Source organism: Nonomuraea sp. NPDC047529 (assembly GCF_040642995.1).
GTDB lineage: Bacteria > Actinomycetota > Actinomycetes > Streptosporangiales > Streptosporangiaceae > Nonomuraea.
The window spans coordinates 1-18,817 of the sequence record NZ_JBEYTJ010000004.1; the positions used below are offsets into that span (position 1 = coordinate 1).

The following is an 18,817-nucleotide window of genomic DNA, read 5'->3' on the forward strand; positions in this document are numbered from 1 at the left end:
GTCCTTCGACGCCGACGCCGGGAGCGGCGGCCGGTTCGGCCCGCCGCCGACCGTGACGCCCGCGCCGGGCAGCACCGGCCGCAGCCCCCGCATCGCCGCGTCCACCCGGTCCTGCTCGGCGGCGTCCCTGACCCGTACGTCCACGTCGAACCGGGCCCGCGCCGGCACGGTGTTCACCGTGGTGCCCGACTCCAGGCGGGTCGGGGTTACGGTCGTGCCCAGCGCGGGATCGGCCAGCGCCGCCACGGCCGCGATCTGGTGGGTCACCTCGACCGTCGCGTTCACGCCGCGTTCGGGATCCAGCCCGGCGTGCGCGGCCCGGCCCCGCACCAGCACCTCGTACCGGGAGACGCCCTTGCGCTCGGTCTTCAACGCCCCGCCCGGCCCGGCGGCCTCCAGCACCAGCGCCGCCGCGCACCCGCGCGCCTCCTCCTCGACCAGCTCCCGCGAGGTGGGGGAGCCGGGCTCCTCGTCGCCGGTGACGAGCAGGGTCACGCCGTCCAGGTCGTCCAGCGCCGCCAGCGCGTGGAAGGCCATCACCAGCCCCGCCTTCATGTCGAAGCACCCCGGCCCGCGCAGCACGCCGTCGCGCACCTCGAACGGGTGCCGCTCCAGCGAGCCGACCGGCCACACCGTGTCGTGGTGGCCGAGCAGCAGCACCCGCGGCTCGCCGCCGAACCGCCAGCGCAGATGGGTACGCCCGCTGATGACGACGCGCTCGGCCGCGGCCCCCAGGCGGGCGGCGCCGACGTCGGCGACGGTCGTGGCGCTGCGGGCGACCGCGGCCAGGTCGCCCGACGGCGACTCGCAGCGTACGAGCCGCTCGATGTCGTCGATCATCGCGGCCTCGCGGGCCCGGTCGGACGTGGTACGGCGTGGTGTCATGATGGCAGCCTCCGGTCGGACGGACCGCCCATCATCGTGAACCACGACGCGGACGGGCCTGTCGCACCGGCCAACATCGGCCCGCCCCGTTGGGCCCCGCCGACGACCGCCCCCCGACGACCGCCCGGCTACGTGAGGTCGGCGAAGCGCTCGACGTCCTCCGTACGGCCGGAGACGATGATCACGTCGCCGTAGCCCAGCTCGGTGTCGGAACCGGCGTAGGTGAACTCCTCCTCCGCGCTCTTGACCGCCACCACGGTGACGCCGTGCTTGCGGCGCAGGTTGGAACGGCCGAGCGGCACCCCGATGTACTCCTTGGGCGGCCGGGTCTTGGCCATCGCGAAGTTCTCGTCCACCTGCATGAAGTCCAGCATGCGGCCGGTCACCATGTGGGCCACCCGCTCGCCCATGTCGTGCTCGGGGAAGACGACGTGATGGGCGCCGATCCGCGCCAGGATCCGGCCGTGCTGGCGGCTGACGGCCTTGGCCCAGATGTCGTCGATCTCCAGCTCGATCAGCAGCGACGTGGTCAGGATGCTGGCCTCCAGGTCGCCGCCGATGGCCACGACCGCCCGGTAGAAGTCGGGCACGCCGAGCTGGCGCAACGTCTCCAGGTCGGTGGAGTCGGCGGTGGCGATGTGGGTGATCTGCCCGGCCAGGCTCTGGGCGACCTTGGGCCGGTTGTCGATGGCCAGGACCTCGGTGCCGCGCCGGGTGAGCTCCAGGGCGAGCGAGGTGCCGAACCGGCCCAGGCCGATGACCACGACGGGGTCTGTCTTCTTGTCAGCCAACGATGACACGTTCCTCGGGTAGTTCGTACCGACGGGTGCGCTCCTTCAGGGCGAGCGCGGAACCCAGTGTGAGCGGGCCGATGCGCCCGATGAACATCAGCGCGACCAGCAGCACCTGCCCGGCCGGCGTGGCCTGGGAGGTGATGCCGGTGGACAGCCCGTTCGTGCCGAACGCCGAGACGACCTCGAACAGCACCTGGTCCAGGCTGTGGGGAGTGATGGCGAGCAGCAGGTAGGTCGAGACGGCGACCAGGACGACGCCGATCATCGTGATCGAGATGACCTGACGCTGCGCGGACTCGGCCAGGCGCCGGTGGCCGATGTTCACCCGCGGCTCTCCCCGCAGCTCGGCCCAGATGATGAACACCAGCAGCCCGAACGTGGTGACCTTGATGCCGCCCGCCGTGCCGGCGCTGCCGCCGCCGATGAACATCAGCAGGTCGGTGGCGAGCAGGCTGCTCGGGTAGAGCTGGCCGATGTCCAGGCTGTTGAACCCGCCCGAACGCGGCATGACCCCGGTGAAGAACGCGGCCAGCAGCTTGCCGGAGTCGTCGAGCCCGCCGAGCGTCCTGGGGTTGCGCCACTCGGTCACCAGGAAGATCAGCGTGCCCACCGCGAGCAGGACGAGCGTCACCCCGACGGTCACCCGGGTGAGCACCGACCAGCGGCTGGGCCGGCGCCAGGCGCGGGCCAGCTCGAACACCACCGGGAAGCCCAGCCCGCCCACGATCACCGCCAGCGCGATCGGCAGGCAGATCCACGCGTCGCTGACGAAGCGCATCATGTTGTCCGGCCACAGCGCGAACCCGGCGTTGTTGAACGCCGACACCGCGTGGAACCAGCCCAGGTACATGGCGCGGCCCAGCGGCTCGCCGTAGCCCGTGACGAAGCGCGCGGTGAGCAGCGCGGCGACGATCAGCTCGGACACGAGGCTGAAGATGACCACGTTGCGCACCACGCGCCGCACGTCGGACATGCTCAGCGTCTTCGTCTCGGCCTGGGCGAACATGCGGGCGCGCAGCCCCAGCCGGCCCGCCACCAGGACGGTGAACAGCGTGGCCATCGTCATGATGCCCAGGCCGCCCACCTGGACCAGCCCGGCGATCACCACCTCCCCGGCCACCGACCAGTGCGTGGCGGTGTCCACCACGACCAGGCCCGTCACGCAGACCGCGGACGTCGCGGTGAACAGCGCGGTCAGCCAGCCGGCCGGCTCGCCGTCGGCCGTGGCCATCGGCGAGGTCAGCAGGGCCGTGCCGGTCAGGATGAAGGCGGCGAACCCGGTGGCGATGACCTGCGCCGGGTGGTGGAACCGGGACAGGAAGACGCCCGTCAGCCGCTGATGTCTCATGACGCGTTCCCTCCGGCCGCGGCCGCGCGGGGGGCATGATGTGAGGCGAGCACGATCAGACCGTAGACCACCCGGCCACTGCTGCCGCAAACGCGTCCGGAGCCGGGACGGGGATCGTGTCGCGCCGGGGCGCTGCGGCTAAAAATGCGACAAAAACGATTCGGCATCGGGAAAGCCGTGCAGGTCACGTCAGTAGAGTGACAGTCACGTAGGTGATCACGAACGGGGCGCGATCGGCATGCTGGGGGAGGACACGCCGTACCCGATGCTGGTCGCCGACGCCTCGGGCGCCGTCGAGCGGGCGAACGCCGCCGCCCGGTCGCTGCTGGGCGGCGCGGCAATGATCGGGCCGGAATGGCTCGCCCGCGCCCACCACGAACTCTGCGCCCGCCTGGCCGCCCCGCCCGGCGCCGGAAGCACGCCCGACGCCGAGGGCGAGCCCCGGCCCGTCCGGGGGCCGGTCGGGGAGCGGGTGTTCGAAGCTCATCCCGTGCACGCCGGCCGCGACCGCGTCACCTGGTGGCTGGTCGACGTCACCGAACGGGAGCACGCCATGGAGGTGCTGCGGGCCGAGCGGGACTCGGCCGCGTCCATGGTGGCGGCCGCCACCGAGCTGCTGTCCTCGCTCAACCTCGACCGCTGCCTGGAGGCGGTCGCCCGCCTGGCCGTGACGCACCTCGCCGAGGCCGCCCGGGTCGTCGTGCCGCTGGGCCGCCGGTACGAGGTCGCCTACCACGACGCCGGCGGCGAGGCCGTGCGCAGGAACCTGGACCTCGATCCGCGGGACCTGCCGGGCCTGGCCGAGGCGCTGCGGGCCTTCCCGCCGGTGCCCGCCCGCTGGGTCGACCCCGAGCGGGCGCCCGGCTGGGTGCTGGGCGAGGGGCACGACGGGATCCGTTCGGTGGTGGTGATCTCGCTGCCCGGCTACGGCCTGCCCGCCGGCGCGCTGATCCTGCTGCGCGGCTCGACCGGCTTCTCCCCGGCCGAGGAGGTGTTCGCGCGGCTGTTCGTGGCCCGCGCCGGCACGGCGATCTCCATCGCCCGCGTGTACGCCGAGCAGGGGGCCGTCACCGAGACGCTGATGGCCGACCTGCTGCCGCCGATGACGCCGTACCTGGACGTCGCCGACGTGGCGGCCCGCTACCGGGCGGCGGGCCACGGCGCGCTGGTCGGCGGCGACTTCTACGACGTGCACCCGGTCGCCGGTTCCGGCGGGACGGCGCTGGTGGTCCTCGGCGACGTCTCCGGCAAGGGGCTGGAGGCCGCCGTGCTCACCGGCAAGATCCGCAACACGCTGCGCGCCCTGCTGCCGCTGGCCGACGACCACCAGCGCGTGCTGGAACGGCTCAACGAGGTGCTGCTCGCCGAGTCCAGCCCGCGGTACGTCACGCTCGTGCTGGCCGGGGTCGGGCGCCGCGGCCCGCGGCTGGAGCTGCGGCTGACCAGCGCCGGGCATCCGCCGCCGATGATCGTGCGCAACGACGGCCGGGTCGAGGACGCCCTCACCCGCGGCACCCTGATCGGCCTGCTGGAGGAGGTCACCAGCGTGACCGAGACGGTGCTCCTGGACCCCGGCGAGACCTGCCTGCTCTACAGCGACGGCGTCATCGAGGCCAGGGGCGGCCCGCTGGGCGACGAGCTGTTCGGCGACGACCGGCTGCGGGAGGAGCTGCGGCAGTGCGCCGGCATGCCGGCCGCGGCCCTGGCCGAACGCGTCCAGATGCTCGCCTCGCAGTGGGCGGGCGAGCGGGAGCGCGACGACATCGCCATCGTCGCCATCGGCGCGCCGCGCGAGGCGCCCGACGGCCCGGACGGCGGTCCTCCGGCGTGAAGAACGAGATCGAGCGCTGCGTCGAGACGCTGCGGGCGGCGGCGACGGCCGGCGACGAGTACGCCGCGATCGACGCCGCGCGGGCCGCCCTCGACGCCGGCGTGCCCCTGGAGACCCTGCTCATCGACGTCGTCGCCGTCGCGCAGGCCCGCGTGGGCCTGGACTGGGTGGCCAACCGGCTCACCGTCGCCCAGGAGCACACGGCGACCGCGGTCCACGAGCGGGTGCTCGCCGTGCTGGCCCACGATCCGGCCGTGCGCGGCCACCGTTCCGGGCCCGACAGGGGGCGGTTGAGCGTGGCGTGCGTGGACGGCGAGTGGCACACCTTCCCGGCCCGGCTGCTGGCCGAGGTGCTGCGGCTGCGCGGCTGGCAGGTGGATTACCTGGGCGCGCACGTCCCCACCGCGCACCTGGTCGTGCACGTGCACAGGACCGCGCCGGCCGCGGTCGCGCTGTCGGGCTCGATCGCCACCCGGCTGCCCGCCGCGCACGCCACCATCAGCGCCTGCCAGGCGGCGGGCACGCCCGTGCTCGCCGGTGGCGCCGCCTTCGGGCCCGACGGCCGCTACGCCCGCCTGCTCGGGGCCGACGCCTGGGCGCCGGACGCGCGGGCCGCCGCCGACCTGCTCGACGCCGGGCCGCCGCCGCGCCGGGCCATGACGGGGCTGGGCGCCGGACGGCGGCCGCACCTGGCCGGCCCCGAGTACACCGCGCTCACCGAACGGGCGCAGGAGCTGGTCAGAGGCGTCATGGACGAGCTGGACGAGCACGCGCCCGTCGCCGAGGGCCAGGAGCCGACCGGGCACACCGCCGAGGACGTCGCGTACGTCGTCGACTACCTCAAGGCCGCCGCGTACGTCAACGACCCCGGCCTGTTCACGTCCTTCACCGGCTGGATGGCGCACGTGCTGACCGCGCGCGGCGTGCCGGTGCGCGTCCTGGCCGTCACCCTGGACGCGCTGGACGTCCGTCTGAGGGACCTGCCGCTCACCCGCGAGCTCATCGTCCGGGCCCGCGCCGCGCTGCCGGACGGGCCCCGCTGACCGTTCCCGCCGGTCAGTCGCGCTCCTGCCACGTGCACAGGCAGGCGTGGTTGCCCTCGGGGTCGGCCAGCACCCAGAACCGCGGCGCCTCCTCCTCGTAGACCAGCCGGCCGCCCGCCGCCACCGCCGCGTCGATCCGGGGACGCACCTGCGCGGGTTCCACCCACACGTCGAGGTGCCAGCGCTGACGGGGCTCCTCGTCGCCGGACTGCTGGAACCACACGGTGGGCAGCGCGCCGGCCGGGTCGCGCAGGCCGCCCCCCGCGTCGGGCTCCATCGCCAGCACCGCCGCCCAGAACGGCCGGATCGAGTCCCGGGCGGGGGTGTCGAGGCCGAGGTCGAGCACGGAGACGGCCGCGGAGTCCAGGCCGACCCCCGCCTCGGCCGCCAGGGCCGAGACCGCGCGCGCCAGCCGCACGTCGCGGCCGGTGACCCCGCCCGTGTCGTGGCTGGTCAGCCGGACGTCGACATGGGGGTACCGCAGGTCGAGGTCGGGATGGTGGTCCATCTCCTCGGCCACCGCCCCGATGGCGTCGACGAGCGCGAGCCCGGCCGCGAACGTCCCGGTGCGGAGGCGGGTGTGCAGGGCGCCGAGCAGGTACGCCCACCCGGCCAGCCCCTCCTGTGCGATCTGCGGTCCGGTCAGCTTGGTCATGAGGTCATCTTCGCAGGCGCCGGCGAAGGCCTTCCGCGTCCCGTTCCGCGCGGACGGCAGGCGGCGCGACCGTCTCCGTCAAGCGACAGACAGCCCGCGCACGCTCGGCTACCGTCCGGAGTATGGCGAACGACGGCGAGCGGGAAGAGCTCCCGATCTGCGGCACCTGCATGGGCGCGGGCGGCGAGTGGATCGACCGGAACGGCGAGTCGGAGCAGCAGTCCACCTGGAGGTCGTGCAAGTCGTGCAGCGGGACGGGCCGTAGGTGACGGACCCGATCACCTGCCCCGAATGTGAGGGCACCCGCGGCATACTGCTCGGGGACCTGTTCCTCACCTGCACGTTCTGCGGCGGCCTCGGCCGGGTGGGCGGCGCCGACGAGCCCGCCGAGCGCGGCGGCAGGCCCCCCGGCGGGCCGCCGCCGGCCTGGGAGCACAGGGTGTGGTCCGACCCGTGGATCGCCGAGCAGCTCGGCTGCCGCTTCTGCCTGGGCTCGAAGACGGTGACCCACATCAAGGCGGGCATGCTGGTGACCCTGCCGTGCAGGTGCGCCGACGACTGACACCACCTCGTCCCACAAGGACGGGCGGCGGCGCTAGTCGAGGCAGAACTCGTTGCCCTCGGGGTCGGTCATCACGATGTGACCGCCGCCGAACGGGGGCTCCGGCTCGTGCCGCCGCACCCGCGTCGCGCCCAGCCCGACCAGCCGCTCGCACTCGGCCTCCAGCGCCGCCATGCGCTCCTCGCCACGCAGCCCGGGAGCCGCCCGGACGTCGAGGTGCACGCGGTTCTTGGCGGCCTTGCCCTCCGGCACCCGCTGGAAGAACACCCGGGGGCCGTGCCCGTCGGGGTCCTCGATGGCCGACCTGGTGTCACGCTCCTCCTCGGGGACGCCGACCCGGGCGAGGAAGTCGTCCCACGCGGCCAGCGGGTCGGCGCCCTCGGGCAGCTCGACCCCGGGCGGGCCGGGATGGACGTAGCCCAGCGCGTCGCGCCAGAACGTGGACAGCGCCTTGGGATCGTGGGCGTCGAAGGTGACCTGGACGTGGCGGCTCATGTGACATCACTCCATTCGGTGCGGCGGACTTTCCCGGGAACACTGTGCCAGCACCGACCGACAGAACCGGTCCGCTGTCAGCCCAGCGTCGCGGCCTCTTCACGCAGCCACTCGACCAGGGTCGGCACCAGCGGGTGGTCGCGCCGCCGGGCGGTGGCGACCCCGATGTAGCGCACGGGACGCGGCGGGTTCAGCGGCACGACGGCCAGGCCGGGCGTCCCGCGCGCCAGGCAGATGGACGGCACCAGGCTGACGCCGAGCCCGGCCGCCGTGAGCGCCTGCGCCAGGTGGTAGTCGCTGGTGGAGCCGCTGACCCGCAGCTCGAACCCGGCCGCCGCCGCGTAGCCGCGCAGGAACGCCTCCGTCTTGGAGCAGCCGATCACCCACGGCTGCTCGGCCAGCTCGGTCAGGTCCAGCGACGCCCGCCCGGCCAGCGGGTGGGCGGCCGGCAGCGCGACCGACAGCGGGTCCTCGGCCAGCGGCGTCCAGCTCAGCCCCGTACGGTCGCCGGGCAGCACCGGCAGCGGTCCGGCGAAGTGGTAGGCGACGGCCAGGTCCGCCTCGCCCCGCCGGACCAGCGGCAGGCTGTCCTCCGGCTCCCGCTCGACCACGTTCGTCTCGACCTGCGGATGGGCGGCGACGAACCGCGCCAGCACGCCGGGCAGCAGCGCGCGGCCCCCGCTGGTGAACGTGGCCACGGTCAGCCGTCCGCGCCCGGAGGCCAGCTCGTCGATCCGCTCCCGGGCGTGCCGCAGCTCGGCCGCGATCGTCTCGGCCGTCTCCACCAGCAGCCGGCCCGGCTCGGTGAGGGCCACGCCACGGGTGCTGCGGGTGACGACGGCGGTGCCGAGCTGCCGTTCCAGCGCGGCGATCTGCTGCGAGACGGCGGACGGCGTGAGCAGCAGCGCGGCCGCCGCCCGGTTGAAGCTGCCGTGCGCGGCCACCTCCCGCAGCACCCTGAGCCGATGGGCGTCGATCAACAGTTCTCCTTAACACGAGGCCGGCAAATCACCACTACCACTGCTGACCCCGTCCGGGCCAGTCTTGGCGGCATGCGACAGATCTGCGTCATCGGCGGCAACCGCTACTTCGGCCGCCGCCTGATCCGCCTGCTGCTCGACGGCGGCGACCACGTGACCGTGGTCAACCGGGGCTCGGCCGCGCCGCCGTCCGGCGCCGAGCACGTCGTCGCCGACCGGGCGGACGCGGCGGCCCTCGCCCGCGCCCTGGCCGGGCGGACCTTCGACGCCGTCGTGGACCAGGTCTGCTACACGCCGCTGCACGCCGACGTCGCCCGCCGCGTCTTCGCCGGGCGCGCCGCCCGGTACGTGATGACCTCCACCATGGAGGTCTACGACCCGGCCACCTCGACGTCCCTCCGGCCGCCGGCCGTGGCGCCGGTGGCCGAGGAGGTCGTCGAGGCCGCGTCCTGGCCGGTGGACCTGGGCCTGCCGTGGGGGTCGCCGGACGAGCTGTCCCGGCTGCTCGGCGAGGCGGGCGCGTACGCGGAGGGCAAGCGGCAGGCCGAGGCGGTGTTCGCCCGGGACCCGGCCTTCCCGTTCGTCGCCGTGCGCAGCGCCCACGTCCTGGGCGGCGGGGACGCCGACTTCACCGGACGCCTGCGCCACTACGTGGACCGCGTACGCGCCGGGCTGCCGGTCGCCGTGCACCGCGACCCGGCGCCGACGTCGTTCGTCCACCACGCGGAGATCGCCGCGTTCCTGCACTGGACGGCCACGGGGACCGACGTCACCGGCGCGCTCAACGCCGCCTCCCACGGTTCGCCGACCGTCACCGGCCTGTGCGCGGAGATCGCCGCCGTCACCGGCTCGCCGGTCCCCGCCTACCGCGTCGTGGACGGCGGCGAACCGGCCTCGCCGTTCTCCTTCGACCGCTCCTACGCCCTCGACAACGGCCGGGCCGCCGCGCTCGGCTTCCCGTTCACCGACGTCACGACGTGGCTGCCGGAAGCCGTCACCGCCCTCCTCCCGCTACCGCCCTCCTCCTGAAGCCGCCCTCCTCCCGGAAAGCCGAACAACCATGATCACCCGCCGCATCGGAACCGCCGAGGTCAGCGCCGTCGGCCTCGGCGCCATGCCGCTGTCCATCGAGGACCGCCCCGACCGTGCCCGCGCGATCGCCACCGTGCACGCCGCCCTGGACGCGGGCGTCACCCTGATCGACACGGCCGACTCCTACCACTGGCACGCCGGCGAACGCGGCCACAACGAGGAGCTCATCGCCGAGGCCCTGGCCGCCCGGCCCGGCGACGCCTCCGGCGTGCTGGTCGCCACCAAGGGCGGGCGCGGCCGTCCCGGCGACGGCGCCTGGACGGTCGACGGCCGTCCCGACCACCTCAGGGCCGCCTGCGAGGGCTCCCTGCGCCGCCTGGGCGTCGAGGCGATCGGCCTCTACCAGCTGCACAAGCCGGACCCGGCCGTCCCGTGGGCGGAGTCGGTGGGCGCGCTGCGCGACCTCCTCGACGCGGGGCTCATCCGCGCGGCCGGCGTCTCCAACGTGACCTGCGAGCAGATCCACGAGGCCAGGGCCGTCCTCGGCGACTCCCTCGTCTCGGTCCAGAACCGCTACAGCCCCCGGCACCGCGACAGCCTGCCCGAACTGCGGCTGTGCGACCGCCTCGGCATCGCCTTCCTGCCGTGGAGCCCCCTCGGCGGCATCGCCCGCAGCTCCCTGGACGGCCCCGGCGCCGCCCCGCCGCGCACCCCCTTCCACGAGGTGGCCGAGGAACGCGGCGTCACCCCGCAACAGGTCTGCCTGGCCTGGCACCTGGCCCACTCCGAGCACGTCGTCCCCATTCCGGGCGCCAGCCGTCCGGAGTCGGTCCGGGCGTCGGCGCGGGCGGCGGCCCTGACCCTGACGCGGGACGAGCTGCGCCGGCTCGGACTGGCCGCCGACGTAACGGATGCGTAGTCGTATGACTACCCTGCGCTTGTGCGGCGGCGTCGTGGTGTGCTGACCTGGCCGCGTGAGCTCATGCCAGGACCGCGTGGTCCACGAGGTGCGCACCCTGATGGACCGCGGCATCGCCGCCGAGCACCTCGGCGCCGCCGTGTCCGCCGCCATCGCCCCGCTGCTCCGGCACGACGCGCTGCGCCTGGTCGGCACCAGCCCGGCGACCGGGCTCGGGCAGGGCTCGTTCAGCTTCTGGCATCAGTACGAACGCGAGCTCGCCGTCTCCCTGCTCGCCTACCGCCGCGCCCACGGCGACCCCTGCCGGCCCGCGTCCCTGGCCCGGCTGCGGGTGCCGGTCGCGGTGGCAGGGGCCGAGGAGGGGGCGCGGCGGGCGTTCGCTGCCTGCGGCGCCTCCTGCGAGCTGCGGCTGCTGCTGCGTGACGCGCGCGGCGGCGTCTGGGGCCTGCTCGGGCTGGTACGCGCCTGCGACGCCCCGCCGTTCACCGAGGACGACCAGCGCCGGGCGACGCTGCTCGCCCCCGCCCTGATGGCCGTGCTGCGCGGGTACGTCACCGCCGCCCCGCTCGCCCCCACCGTGCCCGCCCTGCCCGCCGGGGTGATCGTCGTCGGCCCCGACCGCGAGATCCGCGCCGTGACGCCGCAGGCCCAGGTGTGGCTCGACCGGCTGCGCCGCCCCGACCGGCACGGCGTGCACGCGTGGCTCGCCGACACGTTCGTCACCGCCCTGGCCGCCGACGCCGCCGAGCACGCGCGCGGCGCGGACGCCGCCCGGCCGATCATCTGCGCCCCCGCCGCCCGCTACGGCCGCTGGCTCGCGGTCGAGGCCCAGGCCCTGGACGCGGAGGGCACGGGCGACGTGGCCGTGGTGATCCAGTCGGCCGTGGGCGGGTTGATGCTGCCCTCGTTCTGCGACTGGTACGCCCTCACCCCACGCGAGCGCGGCGTCCTGGACCTGCTGTGCGGGGGAGCGGCGCCGAAGCAGATCGCCCGGCTGCTCGACCTGTCCGGACACACCGTGCACGACCACCTCAAAGCGGTCTTCCGCAAGACCGGTGCGAGCGGCCGCGACGAGCTCATGGCCGCCTTCACCACCTGAACGCCATCCCCAACACTGGGGGGCTGTCCGGGCCGCCGCCCCACCCGACCATGAAGGAGTACGCAGCACTACCAGGGGAGGCACCCGTGACCCAGATCTCAACCCCCGCCCGCCGCCAGGTCGAGCGCTTCCTGGAGTTCTCCGACCACGTCGGAGGCCTGGAGGAGGCCGACGTGCTGGCGCTCCTCCGCGACCACGGCATCACCACGCTGGAGGCGCTCGTCGCCAAGGCGGTCAGGGCGCCGCGCTCGGCCCAGCCCGTGCCGATGGACCCGGCCCGGGCGCTGACCCGGCCCAAGCCCGCGCCCGCGCGGCCCGTCACCCACCCCGCGCCCGCCATGGCGGTGGTCGTGGACGGCGTCGAGCACGACCCGGCCGACCTGACGCGCTTCGACGGCCGCCCGCTGACCTACCTCTACCACCCCGAGCGCCTGACCGCGCTCACCGACGACACCGCGCTCAACGGCGCCCTGTGGGCCTCGGCGCAACTGCGGGACCCGCGCCCGGCCACGCAGGGCGAGGTGCAGATGTTCGAGCACGTGGAGTACGCCGGCGACTGGCTCTGGTGCCCCGCCCGCCGGGGCCTGAACGACCTGACCGACGTCTACCACGGCCCGCTGCACCTGCACGACTGGAACGACGTCATCAGCTCCATGGGCGGCACGAACTGCACGGTCCGCTACTACGAGCACATCAACTTCGGCGGCAGCTCCATCCTCGTCGCCCCCTTCTCCGACATCCCGACCCTCGTCCCCAGCGGCTGGAACGACCGGATCTCCTCGGTCTGGAACCACGGCTGACCTCTTCCTCCACCGGTTCGTCCACCGGCCCTCCCCGGCGGACGGCGACGCCGCGCACCCGTCCCGTCGGTGGGTGCGCGGCGCCGTCGCGGGTCAGGCGGCCCGGGTGCGGTGCGAGCGGAGCGCGGCCAGGACGCCGGCGGGGTTGACGATGCCGTAGCCGTAGTCATGGTCGAAGCCGACCGTGCTGCGGTCCTCGGCGGTGCGGTTGAGCAGCGTGCGAAGCTGCGCGGGCGAGATCTTGGTCGACGGGTGGCGGGTGCGCAGGGCGGCGATGACGCCGGCGACGACGGGGCAGGAGGTGGACGTGCCGGTGTCGGGGGTGCCGGGCCCACTGGCCTCGGAGCCGGTGTAGTGGGTGTAGGCGGCCAGGTCGGGCTTGTGGTCGCCGAGCCGGGCCGGCCCCTGCGAGGAGTAGCCGACGCGCTCGCCGTGGGTGTCGACCCCGGCCACCGTGACCACCTTCGGATGGCCGTTGCCGCCCACGATGTCGGTGTACCCGCAGCTCGCCGCCGGGCAGTCGCGTCCGCAGTTGCCCGCCGCGAACACGATGTCGGCCCCGGCGTGCTCCAGGCTGGAGATCATGACGTTGAACGGGTGCGACGGGTTGTCGGAGTAGTTGCCGGGGTGGCCGGGCGGGAAGTCCTGCTCCGGGTTGTACAGGCCCCAGCTGTTGCTGACGACCAGCGAGCGCGACTCGGCCGGCATCGCCTCCAGAAGCCCGCGCAGATGGGTGTAGGCGGCCACGGCGTCGGACAGCATGCCCTCGACCGTGCCCTTCCTGCTCTGCAGGACGGCGACGTCGAGCAGCGTCGAGCGCGGGGCGGCGATCTGGGTGTTGAACGCGCACAGGCTGCCGTGCTCCACCGGGTAGCGCCCCGGCGTGGGCGTGACGCCCGGCGGGGCCCAGCTGCGCCCGGCGTCGAGGGTGACCTGACGGCCGAGCTTGATGCTCACGTGGTCGGCGTTGACGCCGCCGTCCACGACCGCCAGGGTGACGCCGTGGCCGTCGTAGCCGGCCGCGCGCAGGTCGGAGGCGTGCAGCAGCCGTTCGACGTCGTGCCAGTCGCCGACCGGGCCGGTGTCGGCGCAGGTGAGGTTGGGATGGATGGCGGGGTCGGCGAACACGCCGACGATCTCGCGTACGGACGACGACAGCAGCGCCAGCCTGGACGTGAGGTCGTCGTCGGAGAGCTCGCCGCGCACGAGCACGCTGGCGTGCTCGGCCGACAGGGAGAAGCCCAGCGGCCGGCTGAGCGACGACAGGCCGCCTGAGGGCGAGGCGGGCAGCGGACGCGGCAGGGCCAGCGGGGCGAACGCCTGGTCCAGGACGATTCCCGGCAGGTCACCTGCCACGTCGGCGACCGTGGCGGTGACGCCGGGGTCGAGGACGGCTTCGACGGTTTCACGGGCGGGGCGGAGCTGGATCAGGACACGCAACGCTCCACCTCCTTTCCGGGGACGGGGATGGGACACTCGTTGCTTGCCCTTGTAAATACCCACTGTAGTAGATTAACTACTTACAGTAGTGTCAGCACTTCATTGCCCCGGAGGTCACCTCTTTGTCGCCGTCCTGGGGCGTCGTCGGGGTCCGGCGGGTCGCGGTCTGGGCGAGGAGCGCGCCGGACAGCACGATCACGCCGCCGGCGATCTGGAAACCGTCCAGGCCCTCGCCGAGCAGCCCCCAGGCCGCCACCGCCCCGCCGATGACCTCCAGCGACGCCACCGTGGCGCCCACCGCGGCCGACAGCCGCCGCACCGCGTTCACCCCCAGGATGTAGGCGACCACGCTGGCGACCACCACCATCCACAGGAAGGCCAGCGGCACGGGCAGCGTCAGGGCCCCGGGCGCGGGAGTGGCCGACTCCGTGAACGCCGCCCATCGCAGCTCCCACGGGCGGGCGACCGGGACCAGCACCAGGGCCGCGCCCGCCATGCCCCAGGCGACGAGCCCGAGCGGATCGACGTCGTCCCCGAAGCTGTCGTTCATCAGGAAATATCCGGCGGAGCACGCCGCGGCCAGCAGGCCCAGGGCCAGGCCGAGCGCGTCCAGCCGGAGGTCGTGCCACACCTCGGCGACGATCCCGAGGCCGGCCAGGGCGACGAGCGCCCCGGCGTAGGCCGCCCGTGGGAGCCGGATCTTGCGTACCAGCCGCACCCAGGCCGCCACCATCACCGGGGCCACGTAGACCAGCAGCAGGGCGACCCCCACCGGCAGACGGGTGATCGCGGCGAAGTACAGCGACTGCACCCCGGCCACCGCCATGACCGCATACAGGGCGAAGAACGGCCACCTGGACCGCGGGATGCGCAACGCGCCCGGCCTGACCACGGCCAGCACGGCCAGCAGCAGGAGCCCCGCCGCCGTCATCCGCGCCCACACGGCCTCGATCGGCGTCAGCCCCGCCGCGACGAGGTACCTGGCCATCGGCCCCGAGAACGCGAAACACGCCGAGGACCCGAACGCGAGGGCCGGCCCCGCATATCTCATGCCGCACCACCAAGATCGTCACGACTGCCGGGAAGTCACGACCCTGACACGTCCCGCGGCGCGGGGGCAACGCGATTACCCGCCCCCCGGACGCCCTCTAGCATTCCCCTGTGACCACCTACGACGACCACGACGCGTTCGAGTACCTGAACTTCTCGGCCCTGCCGCAACGCCAGCAGCGCATCCTGGCCACGATCCGCGACTGGGTGGTCAGGCACGGATACCCGCCGAGCACCCGCGAGCTCGGCCAGGCGGTCGGGCTGCGCTCGCCCTCGTCGGTCTCCAGACACCTGAGGAGCCTGGAGGAGAAGGGCTTCCTCAGCCGCGGCACGACGATGACCCGCCCGATCGACGTGCGGCTGTTCCTGCGGCCGCCGTCGCCGGAGCCGTCCGGCGAGCTGGTGAGCGTCCCCGTGGTCGGCGACATCGCCGCGGGCGCCCCCATCCTCGCCGACGAGCACCTCGACGACACCCTGACCCTGCCCCGCGACCTCACCGGCCGCGGCACCGTGTTCGGCCTGCGGGTGCGGGGCGACTCGATGGTCGACGCGGCCATCTGCGACGGCGACATCGTCGTGGTCCGGCAGCAGCCCGAGGCGCACTCCGGGCAGATCGTCGCCGCGATGATCGACGGCGAGGCCACCGTGAAGGTCTACCGGCGGCGCGGCGGGCACGTCCGGCTCGAACCGCGCAACCCCCGCTACGACGTCATCGACGGCGACCGGGCCGTGGTGCTGGGGATCGTGGTCTCGGTGATCCGCAGCGTGTGACCCCCGCCTCGGGCGTCAGGGCCTGGGGGCCCAGAAACGCTCGTGGTTGGCGGTGGTGGAGATCGTGCGGGTGTCGGCGCGGTCGAGGTAGAGGGCGCCGTTCAGGTGGTCGGTCTCGTGCTGGGCGATGCGCGCCGGCCAGCCGGACAGCTCCGTCTCGTACGGGCGGCCGTCCCCGTCCAGGGCCGACAGCCGCACCCGCGCGTGCCGGGGGACGACGGCGGTCAGCCCCTCCACGCTGAGGCACCCCTCGTGGAACGCCCGGTAACCGGACCCGACGGGCGTGACGACCGGGTTGACCAGCTCCAGAGGCGGCTGCGGGACACGCTCACGCTCGGCGGCGAGGTCGGGCGGCAGCTCGGCGGGGTCCTCGATGACCGCCAGCGCGAGCGGGATGCCGACCTGCGGCGCGGCCAGGCCCACGCCGACGCCCGGCAGGTGCCGGAACATCGCGTCCAGCAGCTCGCGCAGGAGGGCGTCGGAGAGCTGGCCGTCGTACGGCTCGGCCGTCCGGCGCAGCACGGGGTCGCCGACCTGGGTGACCGACCAGGGCCTGGGGGCGGCGAGGAGGGCGTGCACCCGCTCGGTCAGCTCCTCGGCGCCCACGCCGTTCAGGTGTCTCATGGGGGTCCTTCCGCTCGACGGTCGTTCGCTCAGCAGACGGTAGAGCATGGGCGGTGACCCGGTTTCGGCGGGTAAAGAGGGCTAGAGGCAATCATAGAGTAGTTGATCCACTGCTATGGGTAATCATCGTTGCGGATGATCACGTAACGTCGCCGGGAGGCACCCATGTGCATGAGAACGATCGCCGTCTTCGGCCTGACCACGGTGGGGCTGCTGACGGCGGTGGCACCGGCGACGGCCGAGGACGGCAGCGCCGCCGCCGCGCCGTGCGTCGCCGCCCGGATCGAGGTCGCCAGTGGCTCCCCGGCCGGGGCGAGCGCCCTGCTCGACACCTCGGCGGTGCGGACGTTCCTGCAAGGGCTCGTCCGTCCGGCGGACCGGCCGGGGGCGCAGCCGCTCCCGGAGGACACGTCGTTCGCCGCGGCCGCCGAGTTCCCGGGCCTCCTCGACGCGCTCCTGCTGGACGTGGACGACTACGTGTTCCTGCTGGACGCGCAGGAGGACGTCCAACCGGCCAGGACGGGCGGCGACCCGGGCGACGTCGGCCCGGCGGGGACGGGCGGCGACCCGGGCGACGTCGCGCCGGCCACGAGCGGCGCGGACAGTGACGCGCTGGCCAGGCGGATCCTGGAGGCGCTCGTCGCCGACGCCCTGAGATGCCCCCCGCCGGCCACCGACCCCGCAGCCACCTCCGCAGCCACTTCCTCGGTCGCCACCTCCTCTGCCGCGGACTCCACCGACGTCGGCTTCTCGGACGTCGGCTTCTCGGACGTCGGCTGGTCGGCCGATCCGGAGGCGACGTCCCTCCTGGACTCCGAGGGAGCCACGGCGGTGCTCGAAGCGCTGATGAACCGGCCCGAGTCCTGCGTCACCGACGGCACCTCGACCATCCGCTCCTCCGACACCGGCATGTCGATCGCGGCCGACTCGTCCCAGGTGTCGCTGCTCGACGCGCTCGGCGTCCGAAGGATGCTGGACGTTTTGGTGGGCAGGCCGTCGGCGTGCGCCACCGAGGACGTGCCCCTGTCGGCGGCGACCACCGAGCAGGACCGGCCGAAGTCGCTCCTGGACGGCTTCGGCCTCGGCGCCCTGTTCTCCAAACTCCTCGGCTGACCGCCCCCCTGAGGGCTGACCCACCACTGCGGCGGGCCGGTCCTCGGGGGGGCGTGTCGGTGACGTCCCGGGATTTTCCGGTTGTTCGCGGGAGGGGCCGGGCGGGTGATCGCGTGGTAGGTTGCGGGCGAGCCTTGATCCTTTGGGGAGAAGGAGGCTGCGGCCGTGACAGGCACCAGCGACGAGACCATCCGACCGACGGCGTGGGAAGCGGCGTGGGAGGTGCTGGCCCCCGTCACGGACATGGTCACCCCGATGGCCGTACGCGTCGCGGCCACCCTGCGCCTGACCGATCTGATGGGCGGCGACGAGCTGCCCGTCGAGGAGCTGGCCCGCCGTACCGGCACCGACGCCGACGCGCTGGGGCGGCTGCTGCGCCACCTCGCCTGCCGCGGCGTCTACGCCGAACGAGAACCCGGCGTGTTCACGGTCAACGAGCCCGCCGCGCTGCTGGCCTCCGGCCACCCCTCCATGATGCGGGACCGGCTCGACCTGGACGGCTTCGGCGGGCAGATGGACGTCGCGTTCACCGGCCTGCTGCACACCGTCCGCACCGGGGAGCCGGCGTGGGAGACCGTGTTCGGCGTCCCGATCTGGAACCATCTCGCCGCCCATCGGGAGGTGGGCGAGTCGTTCGACGCCCTCATGGCCGCCGGGGCCGGCGACCTCACCGACGTGGCCGAGGGGTACGACTGGTCCGGCGTACGGCACGTCATCGACGTCGGCGGCGGCACCGGCGCCCTGATCGCCGAGCTCTTGAAGGCCCACTCCGGGCTCCGGGCCACGCTCGTCGACCTGCCGGACACGCTGGAACGCGGCCGGCGGTCCCTGACCGGGCTCGGGCTGGACGAGCGGTGCGCGTTCGTCCCGCAGAGCTTCTTCGAGCCGCTGCCCGAGGGCGGCGACGTCTACGTGCTCAGGCGCGTGATCCACGACTGGAGCGACGACGAGGCCGTACGCGTCCTGCGGCGCTGCGCCGACGCGGCCGGGCCGCACGGGCGGATCGTGGTGATCGAGTCCCGGGGCGGCTCCGGCGACGATCCGGCCATGTTCGCCGAGATGAACCTGCGCATGCTGGTCCTCAGCGGCGGCCGGGAACGAACGGTCGACGACTACGCCGCGCTCGCCGAGAGGGCGGGGCTCGACGTGGCGGAGGTGCGTCACACCCCGCTCGGCAACGTCATCCTCGACTGCGTCCCCGGGCCCGGCTGACCGGGCGCCCCCGGGCCCTCCGTCACCTCCGGCGCGATGGGACACTTGATCATCTGTAGGCGAAGGAGACCGCAGTGACCACCATCGAATGGGCCGAGCTGTCCGGGCGCCACCGGCCGGCGGAAGGCGCCCCCGGCCGGCCGGTCGCCGCGCCCCCCGGGGGT

The 18,817-nt window shown here is 74.1% G+C and carries 20 protein-coding genes; 11 read left to right on the top strand and 9 right to left on the bottom strand.

The window, feature by feature from the left end; genetic code table 11:
* The 3 genes from ABZ815_RS08500 to ABZ815_RS08510 form a co-directional block, all read right to left on the bottom strand.
* A partial coding sequence (locus ABZ815_RS08500) for a M20/M25/M40 family metallo-hydrolase (protein ID WP_357695426.1) occupies positions 1 to 885 on the bottom strand: 885 nt, incomplete at its 3' end.
* Positions 886 to 1,013: 128 nt separating this feature from the next.
* A complete protein-coding gene (locus ABZ815_RS08505; RefSeq protein WP_357695428.1) occupies positions 1,014 to 1,676 on the bottom strand; it encodes a TrkA family potassium uptake protein in 663 nt (220 codons plus the stop codon).
* Positions 1,669 to 3,027: a potassium transporter TrkG gene (locus ABZ815_RS08510; RefSeq protein ID WP_357695430.1), complete on the bottom strand. Its 1,359-nt coding sequence runs from the start codon at positions 3,025 to 3,027 to the stop codon at positions 1,669 to 1,671. The genes ABZ815_RS08505 and ABZ815_RS08510 overlap by 8 nt, the downstream gene beginning before the upstream one ends.
* 238 nt (positions 3,028 to 3,265) lie before the next feature.
* On the opposite strand from ABZ815_RS08510, the gene ABZ815_RS08515 reads away from it, so the two are divergent.
* Positions 3,266 to 4,858 (top strand): PP2C family protein-serine/threonine phosphatase, encoded by a 1,593-nt coding sequence (locus ABZ815_RS08515; protein WP_357695432.1) that lies wholly within the window; start codon positions 3,266 to 3,268, stop codon positions 4,856 to 4,858.
* Positions 4,855 to 5,901, top strand: coding sequence for a cobalamin B12-binding domain-containing protein (locus tag ABZ815_RS08520; RefSeq protein ID WP_357695434.1), 1,047 nt, complete (start codon positions 4,855 to 4,857; stop codon positions 5,899 to 5,901). The genes ABZ815_RS08515 and ABZ815_RS08520 overlap by 4 nt, the downstream gene beginning before the upstream one ends.
* Before the next feature lie 13 nt (positions 5,902 to 5,914).
* Here ABZ815_RS08520 and ABZ815_RS08525 read toward each other — a convergent pair whose 3' ends face one another.
* Positions 5,915 to 6,556, bottom strand: a complete 642-nt coding sequence (locus ABZ815_RS08525; protein WP_357695436.1) for a 4a-hydroxytetrahydrobiopterin dehydratase — start codon at positions 6,554 to 6,556, stop codon at positions 5,915 to 5,917.
* Between the two features lie 122 nt (positions 6,557 to 6,678).
* Between ABZ815_RS08525 and ABZ815_RS08530 the strand changes: the two genes are divergently transcribed.
* Both ABZ815_RS08530 and ABZ815_RS08535 read left to right on the top strand, forming a co-directional pair.
* The gene (locus tag ABZ815_RS08530) at positions 6,679 to 6,825 is read left to right on the top strand and encodes a hypothetical protein (protein ID WP_357695438.1); all 147 of its coding nucleotides are present in this window, start codon (positions 6,679 to 6,681) and stop codon (positions 6,823 to 6,825) included.
* Positions 6,822 to 7,118 carry a hypothetical protein gene (locus ABZ815_RS08535; RefSeq protein WP_357695440.1) on the top strand — a complete coding sequence of 99 codons (297 nt, stop codon included), beginning with the start codon at positions 6,822 to 6,824 and terminating at the stop codon, positions 7,116 to 7,118. Before ABZ815_RS08530 ends, ABZ815_RS08535 begins: the two co-directional genes overlap by 4 nt.
* 33 nt (positions 7,119 to 7,151) lie before the next feature.
* Here the strand turns inward: ABZ815_RS08535 and ABZ815_RS08540 are convergent, their stop codons facing one another.
* The gene (locus tag ABZ815_RS08540; protein ID WP_357695442.1) at positions 7,152 to 7,613 is read right to left on the bottom strand and encodes a VOC family protein; all 462 of its coding nucleotides are present in this window, start codon (positions 7,611 to 7,613) and stop codon (positions 7,152 to 7,154) included.
* A 77-nt stretch (positions 7,614 to 7,690) separates the two neighbouring features.
* The gene (locus ABZ815_RS08545; protein WP_357695444.1) at positions 7,691 to 8,593 is read right to left on the bottom strand and encodes a LysR family transcriptional regulator; all 903 of its coding nucleotides are present in this window, start codon (positions 8,591 to 8,593) and stop codon (positions 7,691 to 7,693) included.
* Positions 8,594 to 8,665: 72 nt separating this feature from the next.
* Between ABZ815_RS08545 and ABZ815_RS08550 the strand changes: the two genes are divergently transcribed.
* From ABZ815_RS08550 to ABZ815_RS08565, 4 genes are all read left to right on the top strand, one after another.
* Positions 8,666 to 9,622, top strand: a complete 957-nt coding sequence (locus tag ABZ815_RS08550) for an NAD-dependent epimerase/dehydratase family protein (protein WP_357695446.1) — start codon at positions 8,666 to 8,668, stop codon at positions 9,620 to 9,622.
* A gap of 31 nt (positions 9,623 to 9,653) precedes the next feature.
* Positions 9,654 to 10,544: an aldo/keto reductase gene (locus tag ABZ815_RS08555; protein ID WP_357695448.1), complete on the top strand. Its 891-nt coding sequence runs from the start codon at positions 9,654 to 9,656 to the stop codon at positions 10,542 to 10,544.
* 55 nt (positions 10,545 to 10,599) lie between these two features.
* Positions 10,600 to 11,643, top strand: coding sequence for a helix-turn-helix transcriptional regulator (locus tag ABZ815_RS08560; protein ID WP_357695450.1), 1,044 nt, complete (start codon positions 10,600 to 10,602; stop codon positions 11,641 to 11,643).
* Positions 11,644 to 11,729: 86 nt separating this feature from the next.
* Positions 11,730 to 12,443, top strand: a complete 714-nt coding sequence (locus tag ABZ815_RS08565) for a hypothetical protein (protein WP_357695452.1) — start codon at positions 11,730 to 11,732, stop codon at positions 12,441 to 12,443.
* Positions 12,444 to 12,536: 93 nt separating this feature from the next.
* Here the strand turns inward: ABZ815_RS08565 and ABZ815_RS08570 are convergent, their stop codons facing one another.
* Positions 12,537 to 13,883, bottom strand: coding sequence for a S8 family serine peptidase (locus tag ABZ815_RS08570; protein WP_357695454.1), 1,347 nt, complete (start codon positions 13,881 to 13,883; stop codon positions 12,537 to 12,539).
* 91 nt (positions 13,884 to 13,974) lie between these two features.
* Positions 13,975 to 14,934, bottom strand: coding sequence for a DMT family transporter (locus ABZ815_RS08575; protein ID WP_357695456.1), 960 nt, complete (start codon positions 14,932 to 14,934; stop codon positions 13,975 to 13,977).
* Positions 14,935 to 15,044: 110 nt separating this feature from the next.
* On the opposite strand from ABZ815_RS08575, the gene lexA reads away from it, so the two are divergent.
* Positions 15,045 to 15,704, top strand: a complete 660-nt coding sequence (gene lexA, locus ABZ815_RS08580) for a transcriptional repressor LexA (protein WP_357695458.1) — start codon at positions 15,045 to 15,047, stop codon at positions 15,702 to 15,704.
* 15 nt (positions 15,705 to 15,719) lie between these two features.
* On the opposite strand, the gene ABZ815_RS08585 is transcribed toward lexA, so the two are convergent.
* On the bottom strand, positions 15,720 to 16,328 hold the full coding sequence (locus tag ABZ815_RS08585; RefSeq protein WP_357695460.1) for a peptide deformylase: 609 nt from the start codon (positions 16,326 to 16,328) through the stop codon (positions 15,720 to 15,722).
* Between the two features lie 171 nt (positions 16,329 to 16,499).
* On the opposite strand from ABZ815_RS08585, the gene ABZ815_RS08590 reads away from it, so the two are divergent.
* Positions 16,500 to 17,441: a hypothetical protein gene (locus ABZ815_RS08590; RefSeq protein ID WP_357695462.1), complete on the top strand. Its 942-nt coding sequence runs from the start codon at positions 16,500 to 16,502 to the stop codon at positions 17,439 to 17,441.
* Positions 17,442 to 17,606: 165 nt separating this feature from the next.
* Complete coding sequence (locus ABZ815_RS08595; protein ID WP_357695464.1) at positions 17,607 to 18,653, top strand: methyltransferase; 1,047 nt, start codon at positions 17,607 to 17,609, stop codon at positions 18,651 to 18,653.
* Positions 18,654 to 18,817 lie beyond the last annotated feature (164 nt).